The sequence below is a fragment of the Niveibacterium microcysteis genome, from assembly GCF_017161445.1.
GTDB lineage: Bacteria > Pseudomonadota > Gammaproteobacteria > Burkholderiales > Rhodocyclaceae > Niveibacterium > Niveibacterium microcysteis.
This window is the reverse complement of sequence record NZ_CP071060.1, coordinates 2,693,436-2,712,049: the sequence shown is the minus strand read 5'-3', so window position 1 is coordinate 2,712,049 and position 18,614 is coordinate 2,693,436. Positions and strand designations below refer to the sequence as shown.

Annotated in this window: 16 protein-coding genes; 1 reads left to right on the top strand and 15 read right to left on the bottom strand. The window is 63.4% G+C overall.

Going from position 1 to position 18,614, the window contains the following annotated elements; all coding sequences use genetic code 11:
* Positions 1 to 46 precede the first annotated feature (46 nt).
* Genes JY500_RS12270 through JY500_RS12215 form a run of 12 tightly spaced genes read right to left on the bottom strand, consistent with a single transcriptional unit; the run spans position 47 to position 13,251 of the window.
* Entirely contained in the window at positions 47 to 1,216 is a 1,170-nt protein-coding gene (locus JY500_RS12270; protein ID WP_206252699.1) for a DegT/DnrJ/EryC1/StrS family aminotransferase, read from the bottom strand.
* Positions 1,217 to 1,239: 23 nt separating this feature from the next.
* Positions 1,240 to 2,217: a GDP-L-fucose synthase family protein gene (locus tag JY500_RS12265; RefSeq protein WP_206252697.1), complete on the bottom strand. Its 978-nt coding sequence runs from the start codon at positions 2,215 to 2,217 to the stop codon at positions 1,240 to 1,242.
* Entirely contained in the window at positions 2,214 to 3,125 is a 912-nt protein-coding gene (locus JY500_RS12260; protein ID WP_246479899.1) for an NAD-dependent epimerase/dehydratase family protein, read from the bottom strand. The genes JY500_RS12265 and JY500_RS12260 overlap by 4 nt, the downstream gene beginning before the upstream one ends.
* 2 nt (positions 3,126 to 3,127) lie before the next feature.
* Positions 3,128 to 4,450: a lipopolysaccharide biosynthesis protein RfbH gene (gene rfbH / locus JY500_RS12255; RefSeq protein ID WP_206252693.1), complete on the bottom strand. Its 1,323-nt coding sequence runs from the start codon at positions 4,448 to 4,450 to the stop codon at positions 3,128 to 3,130.
* On the bottom strand, positions 4,447 to 5,484 hold the full coding sequence (rfbG, locus tag JY500_RS12250) for a CDP-glucose 4,6-dehydratase (protein WP_206252691.1): 1,038 nt from the start codon (positions 5,482 to 5,484) through the stop codon (positions 4,447 to 4,449). The genes rfbH and rfbG overlap by 4 nt, the downstream gene beginning before the upstream one ends.
* Positions 5,481 to 6,260 carry a glucose-1-phosphate cytidylyltransferase gene (rfbF, locus tag JY500_RS12245; protein WP_206252682.1) on the bottom strand — a complete coding sequence of 260 codons (780 nt, stop codon included), beginning with the start codon at positions 6,258 to 6,260 and terminating at the stop codon, positions 5,481 to 5,483. Before rfbF ends, rfbG begins: the two co-directional genes overlap by 4 nt.
* Entirely contained in the window at positions 6,257 to 7,297 is a 1,041-nt protein-coding gene (locus tag JY500_RS12240; protein WP_206252681.1) for a glycosyltransferase family 2 protein, read from the bottom strand. The genes rfbF and JY500_RS12240 overlap by 4 nt, the downstream gene beginning before the upstream one ends.
* A gap of 30 nt (positions 7,298 to 7,327) precedes the next feature.
* Entirely contained in the window at positions 7,328 to 8,311 is a 984-nt protein-coding gene (locus JY500_RS12235; RefSeq protein WP_206252679.1) for a class I SAM-dependent methyltransferase, read from the bottom strand.
* Between the two features lie 36 nt (positions 8,312 to 8,347).
* Positions 8,348 to 10,117: a methyltransferase domain-containing protein gene (locus tag JY500_RS12230; RefSeq protein ID WP_206252677.1), complete on the bottom strand. Its 1,770-nt coding sequence runs from the start codon at positions 10,115 to 10,117 to the stop codon at positions 8,348 to 8,350.
* Between the two features lie 3 nt (positions 10,118 to 10,120).
* A complete protein-coding gene (locus JY500_RS12225; protein WP_206252675.1) occupies positions 10,121 to 11,656 on the bottom strand; it encodes a glycosyltransferase family 2 protein in 1,536 nt (511 codons plus the stop codon).
* Positions 11,643 to 13,007 (bottom strand): glycosyltransferase, encoded by a 1,365-nt coding sequence (locus tag JY500_RS12220; protein WP_206252673.1) that lies wholly within the window; start codon positions 13,005 to 13,007, stop codon positions 11,643 to 11,645. Before JY500_RS12220 ends, JY500_RS12225 begins: the two co-directional genes overlap by 14 nt.
* 4 nt (positions 13,008 to 13,011) lie before the next feature.
* A complete protein-coding gene (locus tag JY500_RS12215; protein WP_172202908.1) occupies positions 13,012 to 13,251 on the bottom strand; it encodes an acyl carrier protein in 240 nt (79 codons plus the stop codon).
* A 190-nt stretch (positions 13,252 to 13,441) separates the two neighbouring features.
* On the opposite strand from JY500_RS12215, the gene pseI reads away from it, so the two are divergent.
* Positions 13,442 to 14,488, top strand: coding sequence for a pseudaminic acid synthase (gene pseI, locus JY500_RS12210; RefSeq protein WP_206252665.1), 1,047 nt, complete (start codon positions 13,442 to 13,444; stop codon positions 14,486 to 14,488).
* 12 nt (positions 14,489 to 14,500) lie between these two features.
* Here the strand turns inward: pseI and JY500_RS12205 are convergent, their stop codons facing one another.
* From JY500_RS12205 to JY500_RS12195, 3 genes are all read right to left on the bottom strand, one after another.
* Positions 14,501 to 16,315: a GGDEF domain-containing protein gene (locus tag JY500_RS12205; protein WP_206252663.1), complete on the bottom strand. Its 1,815-nt coding sequence runs from the start codon at positions 16,313 to 16,315 to the stop codon at positions 14,501 to 14,503.
* 74 nt (positions 16,316 to 16,389) lie between these two features.
* The gene (locus JY500_RS12200) at positions 16,390 to 17,031 is read right to left on the bottom strand and encodes a response regulator (protein ID WP_172202905.1); all 642 of its coding nucleotides are present in this window, start codon (positions 17,029 to 17,031) and stop codon (positions 16,390 to 16,392) included.
* An 8-nt stretch (positions 17,032 to 17,039) separates the two neighbouring features.
* Positions 17,040 to 18,536, bottom strand: a complete 1,497-nt coding sequence (locus tag JY500_RS12195) for a hybrid sensor histidine kinase/response regulator (RefSeq protein WP_172202904.1) — start codon at positions 18,534 to 18,536, stop codon at positions 17,040 to 17,042.
* Positions 18,537 to 18,614 lie beyond the last annotated feature (78 nt).

Here is an 18,614-nt window from a genome sequence, read left to right as displayed (position 1 = left end):
CCGCGCCTTGCGCTGCATCCGTCTCGCTCACTTATTTAGACCTTCCTTAGCGGGTTGCGGTGTCGAGCACACGCTGCAGTGTGTCGATACGATCGCGCAAATCGAAGGGATGGTTACCGACGAAAAAGCCCCGATCATGGGCGGTATTCGCGTTGACGATCTCGCCAACGCAGTCGTAGTCGTAGTACTTGATCGCGTCGTGGCGCAGGAAGTTGCCGCCGGTGATGATGCGGAAGCCGATGTCCGCGTCCTTCATCGAGCGCATCACATGGCGCCGGTCCAGATCCAACTCCGGGTTCAGGATTAGCGTGAAGGAGAACCAGCTCGATTCGCCGTTCTCGCGCTGGATAATGAAGCGCTCGTCGTTTGCGAAGAGCGACTGGAAGTGGCGCGCGTTGGCGCGGCGCTCGGCGGTAAAGCCGTCGAGCTTGTGCAGCTGCTCCAGCCCCACTGCCCCCGAGAGTTCTAGCGGCCGCACGTTGTAGCCCGGCACGACGAAGCGATAGGCCTCGAAAAAGTCGTCGTCACGGCGCTCGAATAGCTTACTGCCCGCAGGCTGGTCGCGTGTCCAGCCGTGGTTGCGAATCGCACGGCACAGCGCGAACAGCTCGTCGTCGTCGGTCAGGATCATCCCGCCTTCCATCGTCGAGATGTGGTGCGAGAAGAAGAAACTGAATGTGTTGATGTCGCCAAAGGTGCCGGTGAAGCGGCCGTCGACCTTGGCGTCCATCGACTCGCAGTTGTCCTCGAACAGGTAAAGCCCGTGCTTGTCGCAGAAAGCCCGCAAGGTGGGCAGTTCAGCCGGGTTGCCGAGGATGCTTACCGCCATTACCGCGCGCGTCTTCGGTGTCAGCGCGGCTTCGAGCTTGCTGACGTCGATGTTCAGCGTCTGCAGGTCGACGTCGACAAAACGTAGCTTTAGGCCGTATTGCTGCAGCGGGTGAAAGGTGGTCGACCACGAAATCGCGGGCACGATGATCTCGTCGCCACGCTGCAAGGGCTTGTCCTGCTTGAATGAGAGCGCGGCGACGCCGACCAGGTTGGCCGATGAGCCCGAGTTGACCATCACCGCATGGCGCTTGCCAAAGCGCGCGGCGAAAGCCTCCTCGAAGCGGCGCACGTTCTCGCCCATCGTGAACATGCCGCTGTCGATGACGCGGTGGAGCGCCGCGATTTCCTCGGCGCCCCAGGTGTTTGCTGCCAGTTCGTAATACATGTCGCGTTCCGTTTGTTCGGGGATCAGTCGTTTGCCGGGTAGCGGGCCCGATAGTCCGCCAGCGCAAGTCGCAGTCCCTCATCGAGCGAGACTTTCGCTTGCCAACCCAGCGCAGCCATCCGGGAATTGTCGAGCAGCTTGCGCGGCACGCCGTCCGGTTTCGCAGGGTCGGTACGAATCTCGCCCGTATAACCCACGATATCGGCAACTTTCTGCGCCAGCTTGAGGATGGAGACTTCCGTGCCGCCGCCGATGTTGATCACCGGGTAGCGGCTGGCGGCGAGCAGGGCGTCGAATTGCGCGTCCGGCAGATCGGCAAGAAGGTGAATCGCAGCGGCGCAGTCATCCACGTAGAGGAGTTCGCGCAAGGGCGAACCAGACCCCCAGATGGTCTCCACCGGCGTGCGGTCTTTCGCCGCTTGGACGAAGCGCCGGATCATCGCGGCGGCGACATGCGAGTTCGCCGGGTCGTAGTTGTCGCCCGGGCCGTACAGGCTGGTCGGCATGACCGCGAGGTAGCGCGTGCCGTACTGCTGGTTGCAGGCACGGCAGAGTTCTATTGCCGCCAGCTTGGCCATGGCGAAGGCCGAATTCGTGGGCTCCACTTCGCCCTGGAACAGACTGGCTTCGGCAATCGGTTGCGGGGCAGATCGCGGGTAAGAGCAATTCGACCCCACGAAGATCAGACGTTCCACGCCGGCACGCCGCGCCGACTCGATTACGTTGGTATAGATCGCGAGGTTGTCGGCAAGGAACTCGACCGGGTAGGTGGAATTCGCGTGGATGCCACCAACACGGGCGGCCGCAAGGATCACGCGGGTTGGGCGCTCTGCTTGCATGAAGTGCTCCACATCGGCCGCGTCGCGCAAATCGAGCGCATCGCGTGTGGGCAGGATCAAAGTGCTGTTGGTGGTTGCTGCGCGCACCAGTGCGCTGCCCAGCAAGCCACGATGGCCCGCAATGAAGGTTCTACTGGAAGTTGCGTTCAACGTGGTGGTCATGCGTTCAGCCCTCGCGCTTTGAGCAGGGCCAGCAGGCCTGTTTCAAGGGGAATCTGCGGCGACCAGCCGGGCAAGGGATTGTCTGGACGCCAAGGCTGCATCGTCTCCCTCGGGCGATAAGGGCGTGCGCCCCAGCGCGCGTGCAGCGTGTGCCCGGAAAGCGTGGATAGCCTTTCGGCCAGCGTCTGCAAGGTGATCGCTGCGGCCGAGGAAACACCCAACGCAGCGTGCGTGCCCGGCTGCCTTCCTTCCATTAGCGTGGCCGCCTGGATGAATGCATCGCAGACGTCGTGGACGTGCACCAGATCGACGTACTGCTCGCCCGGGCTGAGGTCGATGGGCCTGTCGTGCAGCAGTGCATCCGCTAACTGATTGATAAGCTTGGGGCGGGGATCGTCCGGCCCGTAAACGTCGGCGAGTTCGAGCGTTACGGCCTTGATTCCGTAAAGCTCGGTATAGCCGCTGAGCACGTCGGCGAACGCCTGCTTCAAGGCTGCATAGAGGCAGTACGGGTTGTAGGGCCGATTCTCATGGTGCTGCCAGTAAGTGCCGGCGCTGATGATCCGCGTGACACCGGCTTGCCGCATGGCCTCCAGAACCTGGGTTCCGAACAGCACGCCCGCCGTCACCATCGGCGTGATGTCTCCGACATCGTGGCTGTGGCGTACCTCCGCGGCGAGGTGAAAGACGACGTCTGGCTGTATCGCCGCAAGGATCTCGCAGACGCGCTCGGTGGTGCCATCAAGGCTGTGCCAATGGGGCGCGAGCTGTACGTCGTTCGGCTGTGCGCGCGTCAGCGCGTGTACCGTCCAGCCTGCCGCAGCAAGGCGAGCGACCAAATGGCGCCCCAGGTAACCGGTCGCGCCGGTGACCAATGCTATGCGGGGTTTGGGCGTCGCGGACAGCATCGTCACAGGCCGACACCGAACCAGGCCGCAATCGTGTCTGCGATGTAGTCAACGTGGGCATCGCTCAGCCCCGGCCAGACGCCCACCCAGAATGTGTTGTGCATGATGCGGTCGGTGTTCGGCAGCGCGCCCACGGTGCGGAAGTTGCGTCCGATCATATAGGGCTGGCGCGTAAGGTTGCCGCCGAAGAGCAGACGTGTGCCGATCTTGTGCTCGTCCAGATACGCGATGAGGTCGTTGCGCGTCGTTGCTGCGGTGTCCTTCAGCGTGATCGGAAACCCGAACCAGGCCGGTGACGAATTGGGCGTGGCTTCCGGGAGCAGCAGCGCGTCGCTGCACGCCTGCAAGCGTTCATGCAGGCGGGCGAAGTTGTGCCTGCGTGCGGCGATGAAGTCGTCCAGCCGCGCGAGCTGCGCTACACCGCAAGCTGCCTGCATGTCGGTCATCTTCAGGTTGTAGCCCAGGTGACTATAGGTGTACTTGTGGTCGTAGCCTTCGGGCAGTTCGCCCAGCTTCCAGCAGAAGCGACGACCACAGGTATTGTCGCGGCCGGGCGCGCAGTAGCAGTCGCGACCCCAGTCGCGGAAGGATTCGAGCGCGCGCTTGAGCACCGGGTTGCTGGTGAATACTGCGCCACCCTCGCCAGTGGTGATGTGATGCGCGGGGTAGAAGCTGAGCGTGCCGATATCGCCGAAGCTGCCTACCTGCCGGTTGTCGTAGCGGGAGCCGAGCGCGTCGCAGCAGTCTTCGACAAGCCAGAGCTGGTGCTTGTCGCAGAACGCTCGCACCTCCGCCAGATTGAAGGGGTTGCCCAGCGTGTGGGCAATCATCACCGCACGGGTCTTTTCCGACAGCGCGTCGTCGAGCTGGGTGACATCGATGTTGTAGGTGGGCAACTCGACATCCACGAAGACCGGCACGGCGCCATTCTGGATGATCGGGTTAACCGTGGTCGGGAAGCCGGCAGCGACCGTGATCACTTCGTCGCCCGGACGGATGGCCCGTTCGCCGAGCAGGGGCGAGGTGAGCGCGGAAAACGCGAGCAGATTCGAGGACGAGCCCGAATTGGTCGTCAGCACATACGCGACACCCAGGCGTTTTGCGAGCGCCTGTTCGAATTGCTCGTTGAAACGGCCAGTGGTGAGCCAGCCGTCCAGCACCGCGTCAGTCATGCTGATCAGCTCTTGGGCGCCGATAACCTTGCCTGAAGGCGGTACCGGTGTCACGCCCGGCACAAAATCCGCCTGCCTGAGCGCCTTCAGCGCGTAGCGGCCAACGGCGTCGAGCAGTGCAGCGCGTTCAGCGTCGAGTGAATGATCTGTCATGCGGATTGGTAGGCAGCAATCTGTTCAAGCGTGGTGTGTTGCATGTCTGCATTTGCGAGCCACTGACGGTGCCACTCCACGGTGGCGTCGAGGGCCGTATCCAGCCGCCAGCGCGGATGCCAGCCCAGCTGGTTCCGGGCGCGCGCACTGTCGAGCTTCAGAAGGCCGGCTTCATGCAGCGAGGCGTCGGCACCATGCTCGATAGCAACTGGTTCGGGCTGGCGCTCAGCCAGACGTCGGCACAGTTCGCCCACGGTGATGCAGTCCTGCTCGTCGGGCCCGAAATTCCATGCGCCCTCGACCTTGTCGCCGGCCTGCAGCCGTTCGGCCAAGAGGATATAACCTTGAAGGGGTTCGAGCACGTGTTGCCAAGGGCGCACTGCGCCAGGGCGCCGCAGTTGCAGGGTTTCTTGCTTCGAAAACGCGTGCAGCGCATCCGGCACGATGCGGTCGCTGGCCCAGTCGCCGCCACCGATCACATTGCCGGCTCGCGCGCTGGCGATGGCGGGCCCGCCGAATGAATCGCGCCACGCGGCGGTAACGATCTCTGCGGCCGCCTTGCTTGCGCTGTAGGGGTCGTGCCCGCCGAGGTGGTCGCTCTCGCGGTAGCTCCAGTCCCATTCCCGGTTCTGGTAGCACTTGTCGCTGGTGACGACCACGATCGCGCGTACCGATTCGGTCTGGCGCGCCACATCCAGTACGTTTGCAAGCCCCATTACGTTGGTCGACAGCGTGCCCAGCGGGTCCGCGTAGCTGGCCCGTACCAGGGGTTGCGCCGCGAGATGAAAGACCACTTCCGGGGCGCAGGCAGCGAAAGTCGAGCGGACCGACTCCAGATCGCGGATATCTGCAATGGCCTCGCCGCTGAAGACCGACGATACCCTCCCTACGTTGTACAGCGACGGGGAGGTCGGTGCCGGCAGGCTGTAGCCGGTGAGCCGTGCCCCCAATTGAGCGAGCCAAAGCGAAAGCCAGCCACCCTTGAATCCAGTGTGGCCGGTGATCAGCACACGGCGGTTCTGCCAGACACTCATTTCCACACCGCCCAAGGCGCTTCGCCGCCTGACCAGAGTTCTTCGAGCCGCTGCTTGTCGCGCAGGGTATCCATCGCACCCCAGAAACCGGTGTGACGATAGGCGGTCAGGCGGCCTTGTGCGGCAAGCGCCGACATCGGCTCCTGCTCCCACGAGGTCTGGTCGCCGGCGATGTAGTCGAAGACGGCCGGCGACAGCACGAAGAAGCCGCCGTTGATCCAGCCGCCGTCACCGATCGGTTTTTCAAGAAAACCGTTGACCGCCGTGCCATCCAGATCCAATGAACCATAGCGGCCGGGCGGCTGTACCGCTGTCACCGTGGCATAGGCGCCGCCGGCTTTGGCCTGCTGGTGAAACATTACCAGTGCCGCGAGATCGACGTTGGCCACGCCATCGCCGTAGGTGAAGCAGAAATCCTCGTCACCCAGGTACTCCCGGACGCGAGCAAGGCGGCCGCCAGTCAGGCTGTTCTCGCCGGTATCGACCAGCGTCACCCGCCACGGCTCGGCATGGCGATGGTGCACCTGCATCGAGTTTGCTGCGAGGTCCAGGGTGACGTCGGAGGAATACAGAAAATAGTTGGCGAAGTACTCCTTGATCACGTGCCCCTTGTAGCCAAGGCAGATCACGAAATCCGTGATGCCGTAATGGCCGTAGAGCTTCATGATGTGCCAAAGGATCGGCTTGCCGCCGATCTGGATCATCGGTTTCGGCACCAGATGCGACTCTTCGCTGATGCGCGTGCCGAAACCACCGGCAAGGATCACGGCCTTCATGCTGCGGCACTCCTTTGTTCCGCCCCGGCCAGCCAGTCTGAATGGCCCGCCACGCGGTATTGCTGCCACCAGATGGCCTGCGCATCCTGATCTGGCCGCTGCGATGCGAGGACCCGCGTTGCCGCGGCGAGTTCCCGGTAGCTGGGGTGAGGGATCCTGTCGCACAGTCGTGCGAGCCGGACCAGCACGTCTTCCGGAACGGTTTCGCCGGCAAACAGCAGGCATCCGATCGATTTCAGCAGCAGCAACTGAAAGGGGTAGTGGGCACCTTCGTACATGCGGAACAGGGTCGGGGACAGATCCGGGTGGCGCGCAAGGAAGGCATCCAGGCACGCGGCCTGCGCGAGCACGGCACGATCCCAGGCGCCGCCGCGCTGCATCTCCCAGCGCGCCTCGTAGGCACTCGACTCCTCAGCGGTGCGGGGAGCGACGTAGGTCAGCACCTCATGCACGAGCCGAACCTCCGCATCCGCATAGCTGCTGGCGAGCATGAACGCGTGCAGGTAGTTGCTGCCAACGAAGGCGCCGATTGCGGCGGGGTTGGCGTGCTCGCGCCGGAAGACAAAGTGCGCCAGCCCGCCGAGACAACCGAAGAAGCCGAAGCGCTGCACCATTTCAAGCAAGGGCGACGACGCTCGATCAAGGAGCCCTCGTTGCTCGGATACCGAGGGGGCGCCCCGGAGTTGAATGTTGGTCCACACCAGCGCCGGTTTCGTCTGCAGTGTCGCGAAGAGCGCTGGGATGGCCTTGAAGTCGAGCTCGTCGTCGTCGCCTTGCAGCCAGAGATACTCCCCCCGTCCGGAACGGATGAGGCTGGCGATGTTGGCATCGAAGCCCAGGTTCGCTGGATGGCGCTGGTAGCGGAACCAGGGTTCGCTGCAATACGGCGCAATGACCGCGCCCGTGTTGTCCGATGACCCGTTATCGGAGACGAGGACGCCAATGTCCCAATCTCCACGGTGCGCTGCGATGCTGGCGAGTAGTGTCGCCAGACGGTCCGCGCGGTTCCAGGTCGGAATGCAGATTTCGAGCAGCATCAGGTGCCTTCCTGGGTCAGACGGGCTGCGTCACGCGTGTGCGGCGTCGTTGCCGAAGCCAGTGGCCCACCAGAAGCCCGACTTCATCTCGAAGCGCGGGATCTCTTCCGACACGGCCAGCATCACGCCGGGGTGGAAGCCTCGCCCATCCGGCGCCACGATGAAATCGCGGTCGGGCACTGTGCGCGCCAGTTCAAGCAACTCGGGGGACGGCATCAGTTCGAGATCATCGCCGCACAGTACCGAGCTGCTGTCGCGCAAGAGCGGCTTGCATGCAATCAGATCGCGCTTGACGTCCGCATAGTAGTGCGACGCGTCGACGTAGATGAAGTCGAACTGCGCTGCGCGCATCTGCGCGAGCACATCCGCTGAGCGGCCGCGGATCATCGTGATGCGCAGGTCAGGGCGGCGCGTCTCGGCATCGCGGACCGTGCGTGCGGCAGAGGCGAACGCGGCAGCGGCCAGATCGTCCATCGCGCGATAGATGCAGTGGCCGGTGCTCAGATCGGTTTCGGACAGGTAGCTCGTCCAACAGTCGAGAAGCGTCAGCGAGGAGCCGGTCGGCAGGGTGTCGAGCCAGACCGGCGTGGAGCCGAGCCCGAACCAGGTGCCCACCTCGAGCGCAGCAATTGGGCGATCAAAGTGCTGAGGAATGATCGCCTTCATCGAAGCCATGCGACTCGGCCACGCCTGATTCGTGTAATTGACCGGCAGCGCGGAGAGAATCCGATTGGCGACCGCGCCTTTCCCGATCAACGCGCTCAGGCGCGAGAGCCCTTGCACCAGCACCGCCGGGGGATCGCGCAGCTCCGAAAAGGGTAGGTCACGGTGAGTTTCGGCCCACCGGATCAGATCCTTCACCTCGTCTGTATCGCCGCGCGTGGTGATCAGCTCATCGACGGATGCTTCGATGCACCGCAGGGCTTCCTCGCTCAGATGGTCAATCTCGGACTGCCAAGCCGCACGCAGAAGCCGCTTGACGCACTGCTGATAGAACGCATCACCGACGCTCATTTCGGTTCTCCCGGTTCGGGTGAAATTAAGTTGGCGTCACTGCGGCTTGGCAGTGCGCTGGAAAAGAACGATCTGGTAGATGTCCAGCAGGAACGCGCGCTCCAGCCTGAGCGTGGTGCAGCCTTCGTTCTCGAAGAGCGTTTGCAGCTCGGCTTCGGTGAGCCAGTCTTCCGTCGGTTGCTGCGGTTTGCCGTACTGGGCGGTCCATTGGTCGTAGATGTCCTTGCGCGGTGTCGTGAGGATCAGGTGGCCGCCGGGCTTGACCAGGCCGACCAGCCCGCGGGCAAAAACATCCTTGTAGGCGTAGGGTACATGCTCGATGACCTCTGAGCAGACGAGCAGGTCATAGCGGCCGGCGTGCCCGAGGAAGTGCAGCACTTCTGCGCTGCCGGTGAGGAAGTCGAGATCCGGGAACAGCTTGCGTGCGTGTGCGATCACGTCGCCGACGGGTTCGGTGCCGAGCACCTTGCCATAGTCGCGCAGCAGGTTGGCGAGCCAGCCACGGCCGCAACCGATCTCGACGATCTCGCGAGAATGCCCTGCCGCAGGCGCCGAGTATTCAACCAGTTGCTGGATTTTCTCCCACCGGGCGCGTTCGTCGCCATTGGGAGTCGGGCGCGACCAGCTGGGCACTTCGGCAAAGAAGTGCCGGTAGTAGCGCGACTCTTCGACGTCGGGCTTGTAGCCGATGTCGCTGAAGAAGTCCGGCGCCGTGCCGGTTTCGATCCAGGTCTGGTACTGACGCATGCGGATACGGCTTGTATGGCGGACCAGCAGCGTATTGCGAGCGGCCGTGGCGAGTTCATTGCGCCATACGGGTTCGTCGCGGAGACGTTCGAGCTGTGATCTCAGGCTTTCGGGCGAATCGAACAACACGATCTCTTTGGCAGCAGCAAAGAGTCGTGCGCAGTCGGCGCGATCCTCGGGTAACCAGCTGACTGCCGGCGTCGCTGCCGCCATTGATTCGGTGACGCGGCCGGCGTAGGCGCGCAGCATCGAAGGCAGATTGACGTTGGCGAAGCCCATGCGGATGCCGTCCAGATGCAGCACAAACAGCGCCTCGCGCAGGGCCCGCAAACCGGTGGTGAACGCATCCAGATCGGCGCGCGATGGCGTATCCGAAAGCAGCATCGTACGGGCTTCGGCATGCAACTGGTCGAAGCGGGCGGGCAGATCGGTGTCGCGTTCGGGCAGGTGTGGGCGGGTCAGCAGCGGTGCGAGCGCGGGGTCTTCGAGGTAGGGCTTGCGCGGGCCGTACTTGTTGCCGATGAATGCGGCCTGCGGCACATCCGGCGCTTCGTCGAAGCGGACAAAACGTTCGGGCACCATCACCACGTTCCAGGTGGCGGGGATACCCAATTCCTCGGTGATCGTCGGCGCATCCAGCTCGTCCGCCACAAGCGCGTGCGTGCAGTGGCGCAGCTGGTCGAAGACTTCGAGCTTTCGCTGCGCGAACTGAGGGAACTCCGTCGCTTCGGCTTCGCTGACCGAAAGGCTTTCCATCACCACGCCGACGCGCACCGGCGCGACTTGCTTCAACCAATGCCAGAAGGCCTCGTCATAGCGCGTATGCACGCACCAGACCCAGGCCTCGTCAAAGGTTTCGCCATCGAGCAGGGTGGGGGCATGGCGGAGGTAGCTGTCCGCGGCGCCAGGATCACGACCCCAGAGCGCCGGGAGCAGGGTGCAGCGGTGCCCGTTCTCAATCAGACCATCGTGAAAGGCATAGGCGCCGGTGTAGGACCAGGCGCGCGCTTGCGTCCAGTTGTCGAACTCCAGCATGACCAGCAGTACGTTCTTCGACATCGATCAGGCCTCGTGTTCTGGTATTTGTTCGATTCCTCGCAGCAAGGCTGCGATCTCGGGCTCGCGCTCTTCCTGTTCGTGCAGGGGGCGAAAGCCGACATGGTGCTTCGCCTGGCGCAGCAATACGCGCGCGAGAGGTTTGTCTGACCTCATTGCCGCACGCGCCCATGCAATCAGCGCGCCCACATGGCCGGGGTCGAGATCCAGCAAGCGCTGCGCGGTGTCGATGATTGCACCGACATCGTCCGCAGCCTGTGCTGAGAGCAGAACGGCGTACAGCTCGCGCGCGCCACCACCACTGGCGCTCAGGCGCTGCAGACCGAGCCGGGAGAGCAGGGTTTCAAGTGTCCGGTGGTCGAGGCGGTGTTCGTGCCGTGCAAGGTGTTCGCGCAGCGCCGCATGCGCTGCAGTGTCGTCGTGCCCGCTGATCTCCTCGATCAGCGGTGCCAGATAGTGCGGAATCAAGCTGCGGCAACGCGCGAGCAAGGCCATGCGCTGCTGTGGGTCGTAAGAGCGTCGCGCACGTTCGAGCAGCAGCGGGGCGAAATCTTCGACACCGTTGATCAGGGCTTGTTCGTCGATGTGGGCTCCCGCGAGGGCGGCGTCGCGCAGGGCTTGTGCCCCGGCGTGCTGGGCGGTCATGAACTCGATGAAGCCACTTTGCAGCGCTTGTTCGCTGAGCAGGCGCATCAGAAGATCAAGCTCGGGCGTCGGTCGCCCACCGCCCTGGACCAGCAGGCGGTCGGCGCAGTCGGCCAGCGCGTCGAGTTGCGCGCGCGGCAGGGTGGTGTTGAAGGCTTTGCAGGTCCAGGCGAGGGAGAAACTGGTGTCGGGTTGGCACTCAATCAGCACGCCGCGCGAATACCCGGCACCGAGGTGATCGCGCAGGTAGTCGGCAGCCGAAAGCGGTTTGATGTGGATGCCGAGCACGCGCGGCCAGCTCAGCAAGGTTCCGCCGCGCGCGAAGAAGCGGTAGCCGAACTCCACGTCTTCACAGCCGTAGCGGGTAAAGCCCTCGTCGAACGTCAGATCACTGAGAGCGGTTGTCTTGAAGCTGGTGAAGCCGCCCATGAAATTCGCGTGGGGCCGTCCCTCCGGCACCGTATGAAAGACGTTCCAGTTGCCGCGGGTCTCGAACCATTCGGTTAGCGCAGACTGGTGGGGGCCGCCACGCCAGGTGACGCAGCCCATCATCATGGCCAGCGGATCGGGGTGCTGATTGTGGAAGTCGATGACTGCCTGCGCAAAGCCCGCTGCGGGCACGATGTCGTCGTCGATGAACATTCCGAGCGAGGTCGCCATTGCGGCCGCACCGGTGTTACGGCCGGCGGACAGGCCACGATTGCGCTCGTGGACGCGTAAACTGGCCCCGCGCGCAAGGATGGCTTGGGCTTGCGCTTGAGACGGCGCTTGATGGCCGTCCCAAACGACAATGCTTGCCAGCATTTCTGCCTGCAGCACACCCAGTATCCGATCGAGCAGTCCGATATCGCGCCCGAGGGTCGGTATCGCAATGCTCAGGTCTTCACGGCGATACATGGGTTGCCCCCTGCGCGGGCCATAGGCTCGCGAGTACGCGTTCGGTCCAGCCACGAGCGTTCATCCGGGCCCGCCATAGCTCTTGGCCGCGCGCCACGGTCGCACGGCGTGCCCCATCGTCTGCCAGGTAATGGTCGATCAGGGCGAACAACTCGTCCTCGCCGCGAAAGTATTCGACCCCCTCGCCGGGGGCAAGGATCAGGCGCGTCTCCGGATTGTCTTCTTCGAGCAATAGCACGCCGCAACCCAGCGCTTCGCGCACCTTGCCTTTGCACTGAGTGCGGAACGGGTAGGTCTGGGTGTTCACGCAGATCTTCGTTCGACGCAGTGCCGCGGCGTAGTCGGCCACGGGTAGCGGCGCGCGGTCTTGCTCATATACGCCGCCGAGGTGATGAAAGCGCTCACCGTAGCGGGCCGCAAGCCGGTCGATCCAGTCACGGCGGCGCCCGACCGAACTGCCGAAGAGCGCGATGTCGTACCTCGGCGTCGCGTCCGGCTCGGGATGGAAGAGGGCGGGGTCGAACACCGTGGGGTGGAAGATCACCCGTTCGGTGTGGCGGTGGTGCTGGTAGGGCGGTTCGTGCGCCTTCATCCTCGCCAGCCGGGTGCCGTTGGAGTTCTCGATCACCAGATCAGCCCATCCAAGGCTCGCGCGCTCGTAATCGAGATAGCTGCCGTGCGCTGCGGCTTCGTCGTAGTCCCACCACAGGGTGACGATCTTCATGCTGGGGCAAAGCGTGCGCGCGGTGTCGAACACTTCCGGGGCGAGGTTCTCGTGCGGGTGAACCGGCGTGTGTACCAGCAGGTCCGGTTGGAAGCTACGCACCGACTCAAGAATCTCTTGCTCCCAAAGGCCGCGAAGCTCGCCGTCCGGGTTGCGGCCGTAGAGGGTGTGCAGCGTGATCCGGTCGCCGTGCAGTGCGCGCAGATCCGATTCGATGCCTTCTTCGTAGGCGCGACTCGAAATCACGACGTGCCTTGCGTGTTTGGGGATGTCGCGCGGGCTGATCACCGGTAGGCCCATGCGCTCGCCGCCTTGCAGGCTTTCGTCGCGGTCCGCAAGCGCCACGATCGGCAGGCGTCCAAGCTCCGCCATGAACTGCCTCGTGTGGGCCCCCGCGCCGTAGATCACGCATGGGGCTCCGGCGCTCGCGTGTGAGATTTCTTCGATGCGTCGCGTGATCAGAGCACGGTAATCGTCGGTGTCGCGCCCCAGTGTCACCAACCGGTGCTCGCCAATCAATCCCGACGCCAGCATTGGCTTCATGACCTCCAGCACACCCGCCGAGTCCGCCAGCGACTTGGTGTCAAAGCGATGGATCACGAAGAGGGTGCGTGGCTTGGGCGTCATTCAGTCAGAGCGCGACGTTGTACTTGCGCACGATCTCTTGCGCCTTGGCGAAGCTGGACATGTCGATTACGTCGTCGGTGTCGAGCATGATGTCGAAGGCCGATTCGATCGCGGCCACGAGTGCCATGTGGGCCACCGAATCCCACTGCGGGATGCTGTTGAAGCGCAGGTCGTCCACCACCTGATCGGGCGGAATCGCCAGCGCGTCGCTGAAGGTCTGTCGGAGTTGGTCCAGATTGCTCATGCGCGTGTCCTGTGTGCGCCGCCAGCGTGTGCCGGGCGCAGCATTACGAAGTGGATGATGCCGCGACAGTGCGCAAGTGGTGGGCGGATAAGACGCGGGAAACCCCGTCATTTATTGCTAACCTTGCGCTGGTCGGGCGTGCAAGATGATCCTTGGAACGCCGCGTCATCGCAACGCCGGGAGCATTTTCATGATTCAGATCGGGCATATCCGGGTCGGGTTGGACTCGACTCCCTTCTTCATCGCCGAGATGAGCGGCAACCACGGCGGTTCGCTCGATCGTGCGCTGGCGATTGTCGATGCGATGGCGGACGCGGGCGCGCATGCGCTCAAGCTGCAGACCTATACCGCGGACACGATGACGCTGGACATCGCCGAACGCGAATTCCTGATTACCGATGCGGAGAACCTGTGGAAGGGCCGCACGCTTTACGATCTGTACCACGAGGCGCACACGCCCTGGGCTTGGCACAAACCGCTGTTCGAACGCGCACGTTCGCGCGGCATGTTGGCATTCTCGACGCCCTTCGATGCGACGGCGGTCGATTTTCTCGAAACGCTCGATGTGCCCTGCTACAAGGTGGCGTCGTTCGAGAACGTCGACCTGCCGCTGATTCGCAAGGTCGCCGCTACCGGCAAGCCGATCATCATGTCCACCGGCATGGCGACGCTGCGAGAGATCGGGGAGGCGGTTGAGGCTGCGCGCGATGCGGGTTGTCGCGATCTGGTGCTGCTCAAATGCACCAGCAGTTACCCGGCGCCGCCGGAAGAGAGCCACCTGCGCACGCTGCCGCACATGCGGGAGGCATTTGGCTGCGAGGTCGGGCTGTCGGACCACACGCTCGGGATTGGTGCGGCCATTGCCGCGGTGGCCATGGGCGCGACCGTGATCGAGAAGCATGTGACCCTGTCGCGCGCGGAAGGTGGCGTGGATAGTGCGTTTTCGCTTGAACCCGCCGAGGTGCGTCAGCTGATGGCCGAATGCGAGCGGGCGAGGGCTTCGCTCGGCGCGGTGCACTACGGCCCGGGCGAACGGGAGGCCGATTCGGTGAAGTTCCGCCGAAGCCTCTATGTTGTAAAGGACGTCGCGGCCGGCGAACGCCTGACTGCAGAGTCGGTCAGGGCGATTCGACCGGGTTTGGGCTTGCTGCCGGGCCACCTGCCTCAGGTCTTGGGGCGTCGTGCCGCAAGGAATATTCCTCGCGGCACGCCCGTCAGCTGGGATCTGCTTGACTGAGGGCACGCACGCTTAGCGCGCCGCTTCCACCCGGTTCTTGCCGGCCCGCTTAGCGCGGTACATCGCTTCGTCCGCGCGATCGATTGAGCGTTTTGCGGGCTCGTTCGGGTCCAGGCGGCTGACGCCGGCACTGAACGTAATCAGTCGTTTGCTGTTGTCATGCAGGAAGAAGCGCTTCGTCAGCTCTCGCTGCAATCGTTGCACCACGCCAACTGCGGCATCGAGTTCCGTGTCCGGCAGTACCAGGATGAATTCCTCGCCTCCATAGCGCGCCACAGAGTCCTGCGGGCGGATCGTGTCGCCGATGACACGCGCGAGATGAACCAGCGCCTCGTCGCCCGCCGTGTGGCCGAGCGAATCGTTGAGTTGCTTGAAGTTGTCGACGTCGATCAGCGCGATGCAAAGTGCTTTGCCGCTGCGTTCTGCCCGGCCAATCTCGCGTTCCAACGTGTCGTCGAGCCCCTTGCGGTTTAGCGCACCAGTGAGCGGGTCGTGTCGCACGAGGTCGCTTGCGTTGTCGAGTTCCTGGCGCAGGCGCTCGACTTCCGCATTGGCGCTGTCTACCTGCTGCTTCAGCGCACTCAACTCTCCGCGCGAATTCTCGGCGCGGATCTGCATGTTGCGGGTCTCGCTGATGATCTCCTCGACAACCGATGCCAGTTCTCCAATCGTCTGAGCCTGAGCGACCTGCGCCGCACAATGCTCCATGCGGTCCCGGTAGCCGCCAGTGGATACATAGATGTCGGACAGATGGTCCACAAAGCCCGAGAGCATCGCCTTGAGCCGTTCCTGCGCGTCCGTCAGGCTTTTCTTCAGCACACCTTGTTTGAGAATCACATCACGCAGGCGCTTGCCCATCTCGTCAATCGCGTCGCGATCGAGCGGGCCGTTGGTGACCTGCAGCACCCCTTCGACCTGGCCGTGTACCCAGGCATCGTCGGCGACCAGATCCCCGATGTTCTCGATAATGAGTTGCAGCAGCCGAAGCAGCGCCTGGCGGATGCCAGCCTGATCCCTCACGACCCATTCAACCTTGTAGGCAAAGGCGCGCAGCCGCTTCGTAAAGCCGTCGGCGTCGAAGTCCTTGCTCGGCTGGCGTAGCTCTGTCGCAAGTTGGCCGGCCATCGAGCTGAGCTCGGGGGTTTCGATCAGCAGGCCACCGATTGCCTCTTCCAGCACTTGTGCGATCAAGCGGCGCACATCGAGGCTGTCGGCAAGACTCGCCGACTGCGCGATCGACGTGGCGCTGGCCGCGGCCGGTGCCTGGGCTGCGCCGGCGGCAGCGGTTGCATCGTCGACAGAGGTGGCCAACTCGGCCGGTGTGTCGACGAGTGTGATCGTGTCGGCGGTGCTGTCTGTCGCCCAACCGCGAACCAGACCCTGCAAGCGGTTGAACAACTGTTGTGCGTCCGCTTGGCTTGAGCCCAGCACGTGTTCAAGCGCTTCGGCCTTGCGTTTGGGGGTCAGGTTGGCGTGCCGGCGTTCGAGTTGGGTCAGCAGATCGCGGATCAAGCTTGCCCAGGGCGGCGTTTCCTCGGTGATTTCCTGGAACAGCTGCAGCATGCGGCTGTGAAAGCTTTCCCAGTTGCCTTCGCTCACCGCGCCTTCGAACCGACGGGCAAGCCTGAGTTGCTCAGGCCGCTCGCGTGGCAGTTCCGCGGCAAAGCTCTTGAACTCCCGCGCAGGAAACTCCTCGTCTGGTGTGGTGCCCGCGATCTGGTGATAGATCGAGCGGAAATTGTCGGGAGTCGGTGGGACGCGGCTCACAGCGAGGCGCTTGAGCACCTCGCGAGCGATGTCAGAAGGGCTTTGGGTGGGCTGGTTCATTGGTCACCCGGCGTATCGAAGGGCATGCAGTGCCTACGGCATCTGTGCGCGCATCTTGAGTAATGCCGCGTCGCCTATTCGACCAAGCCGTGTTTGAGCCCGTAGTGCGTCAGCTCAGCGTTGTTCTTGAGTTTCATTTTCTCGAGCAGCCGGGCGCGGTACACGCTAACCGTCTTTACGCTGAGGTTGAGCTCCTCGCCAATCTGCGTCAGCGTCTTGCCGGACGCAATCATGCACAGGGTCTGGTACTCGCGATCCGAGAGGCGCTCGTGCGGTGCGCGGTCATCCTCGGTGATCGCGGTGGCCAGCTGTTCCGCTACCTCGGCGCTGACGTATTTCTTGCCCGATGCGACCTGCCTAATCGCGAGTACGAGCTGCTCCGGTGCGCTCTGTTTCGACAGGTAGCCCGACGCTCCCGCCTTGAGCGCCCGCACCGCGTATTGCTCTTCCGGGTGCATCGACAACATCAGCACCGGTAGCTTCGGGAACTCCTTCTTGACCAGTTTCAGTGTGTCGATCCCGTTGCGGTCCGGCATGTTCACGTCCATCAGAACCACATCCCATGCCCCGTCCCGCAGCAACTGGAGCGCGCGAACGCCGTTTTCGGCCTCTCCGGCGACAACCATGTCTGCGGTGTCCGAAAGAATCGCACGCAGCCCCTGGCGCACGATGGCGTGGTCGTCCGCAATCAGTACTCGAATCGTTGGTGCGTTCATGCTCAACCTCAGGCGCTTTCCTGGAACGAATGGTTACCTGACTGCGCAACCGGCGCGCGCAATATCATCTGTGTGCCATGCGGCGACACCGCGCGGATGTCCACGCTGCCGCCAAGGCTGGCCACACGCTCGCGCATGCCGCGAAGGCCAAACGAACGGGGCTTCGAAAAATCGGCGCTGCGAATGCCGACGCCATCGTCCGTGACCTGCAGCAGCACTTCGTCGCCTTCCTGCATCAGCCTCACGGTAACCTCTTTCGCTTGGGCATGCTTGGCGACGTTGGTGAGGGTCTCCTGGAAGACGCGGAATATCGCGATGCTCGCGTCTTCTGCACATTCAATGTCGTGATCCGCGCACAAAACATTGCAGCGCAGTCCCGTGCGTTGCGAAAAATCCTCAGCGTGGCTCTCGATGGCGGCCGCGAGGCCAAACTCTTTCAGGATGCCGGGTCGCAGCTCGCGGGCAACGCGGCCCGCCGTGGTGATTGCTTCGTCAACCAAACCCGCGATGCGTTTGGCGCGCGCGCCGTGGGCCGGGTCGCTTTCCAGCCGGCTCGCGAGCAGTGACAGCTCAATCTTGATCCCTACGAGCAGGCCACCCAGCACGTCGTGAATATCGCGCGCAATTCGCTCCCGCTCTTCTTCCTTGACGCTCTGCAGGTGGTTGGAAAGCTCCGCCAACTGCGCTCGTGACGCAGACAAATCTGCCTGGGATTGTTTGCTGTGCGTGATGTTCCACATCACGCCGTCCCACCGTGTCGTCTGGGCGTCAAGCCGAGTCGGCGTTGCGCGCAGGTTGATCCACTTGATGTCGCGCCCCGGTACCCGGATGCGTCCTTCCCAGTTCAGTGTTGCGAGGCGCTGCGAACATTCACTCAACGCCTCATCCAGGCCCGGGCGGTCTTCAGCCAGCACCATGCCCAACAACTGGGAGCCATCGCCGATCAGCGCGTCCAGCGGCACTTCGAAGAGGAACAGGGCGCCTTCGCTCAGATACTCGATCGAAATCTGGCCATCGTCGCCGCGCGTCATCTGAAATGCAGCACCAGGAATATTTGCCGCCAGCGCGCCAAGGCGCGCCTCGTGATCGCGGGCGGCTTCGATCGCAGCGAGGCGCTCGCTGCGCATCCGCGCTTCGCGCAACTCGCGCTCAACGGCCGGAATCAACCGGTCCAGGCGATCCTTGCTCAAATAGTCCTGTGCCCCGGCGCGCATGGCTGACGACGCGGTCTCGTCATCGATCGTCCCCGAAATGATGAAAAACGGAACGTCGATCTTGCGAGCCTGCACTCGTTCGAGCGCAGCGATACCTGAGAACCCTGGCAGCTTGTAATCCGAAAGGATCAGATCCCATGTGCCGTGGCTCAGCGCCGCATCAAGCGCCTGGGGCGTTTCAACCCTTTCCGAGAACACTTCGAAGCCTGCGCGGCGTAAGCGCGCCAGCAGAAGGATCGCGTCGTCTTCGTTGTCTTCCACCAGCAGAACACGGAGTACTTGACGCGTCATCGCTTTGCTTTCTTGAGGCTGCCATGAAGGTAATGGTGTGCAGCCGAAAAAAGATAGCACGACACTCGTAGCATTAGC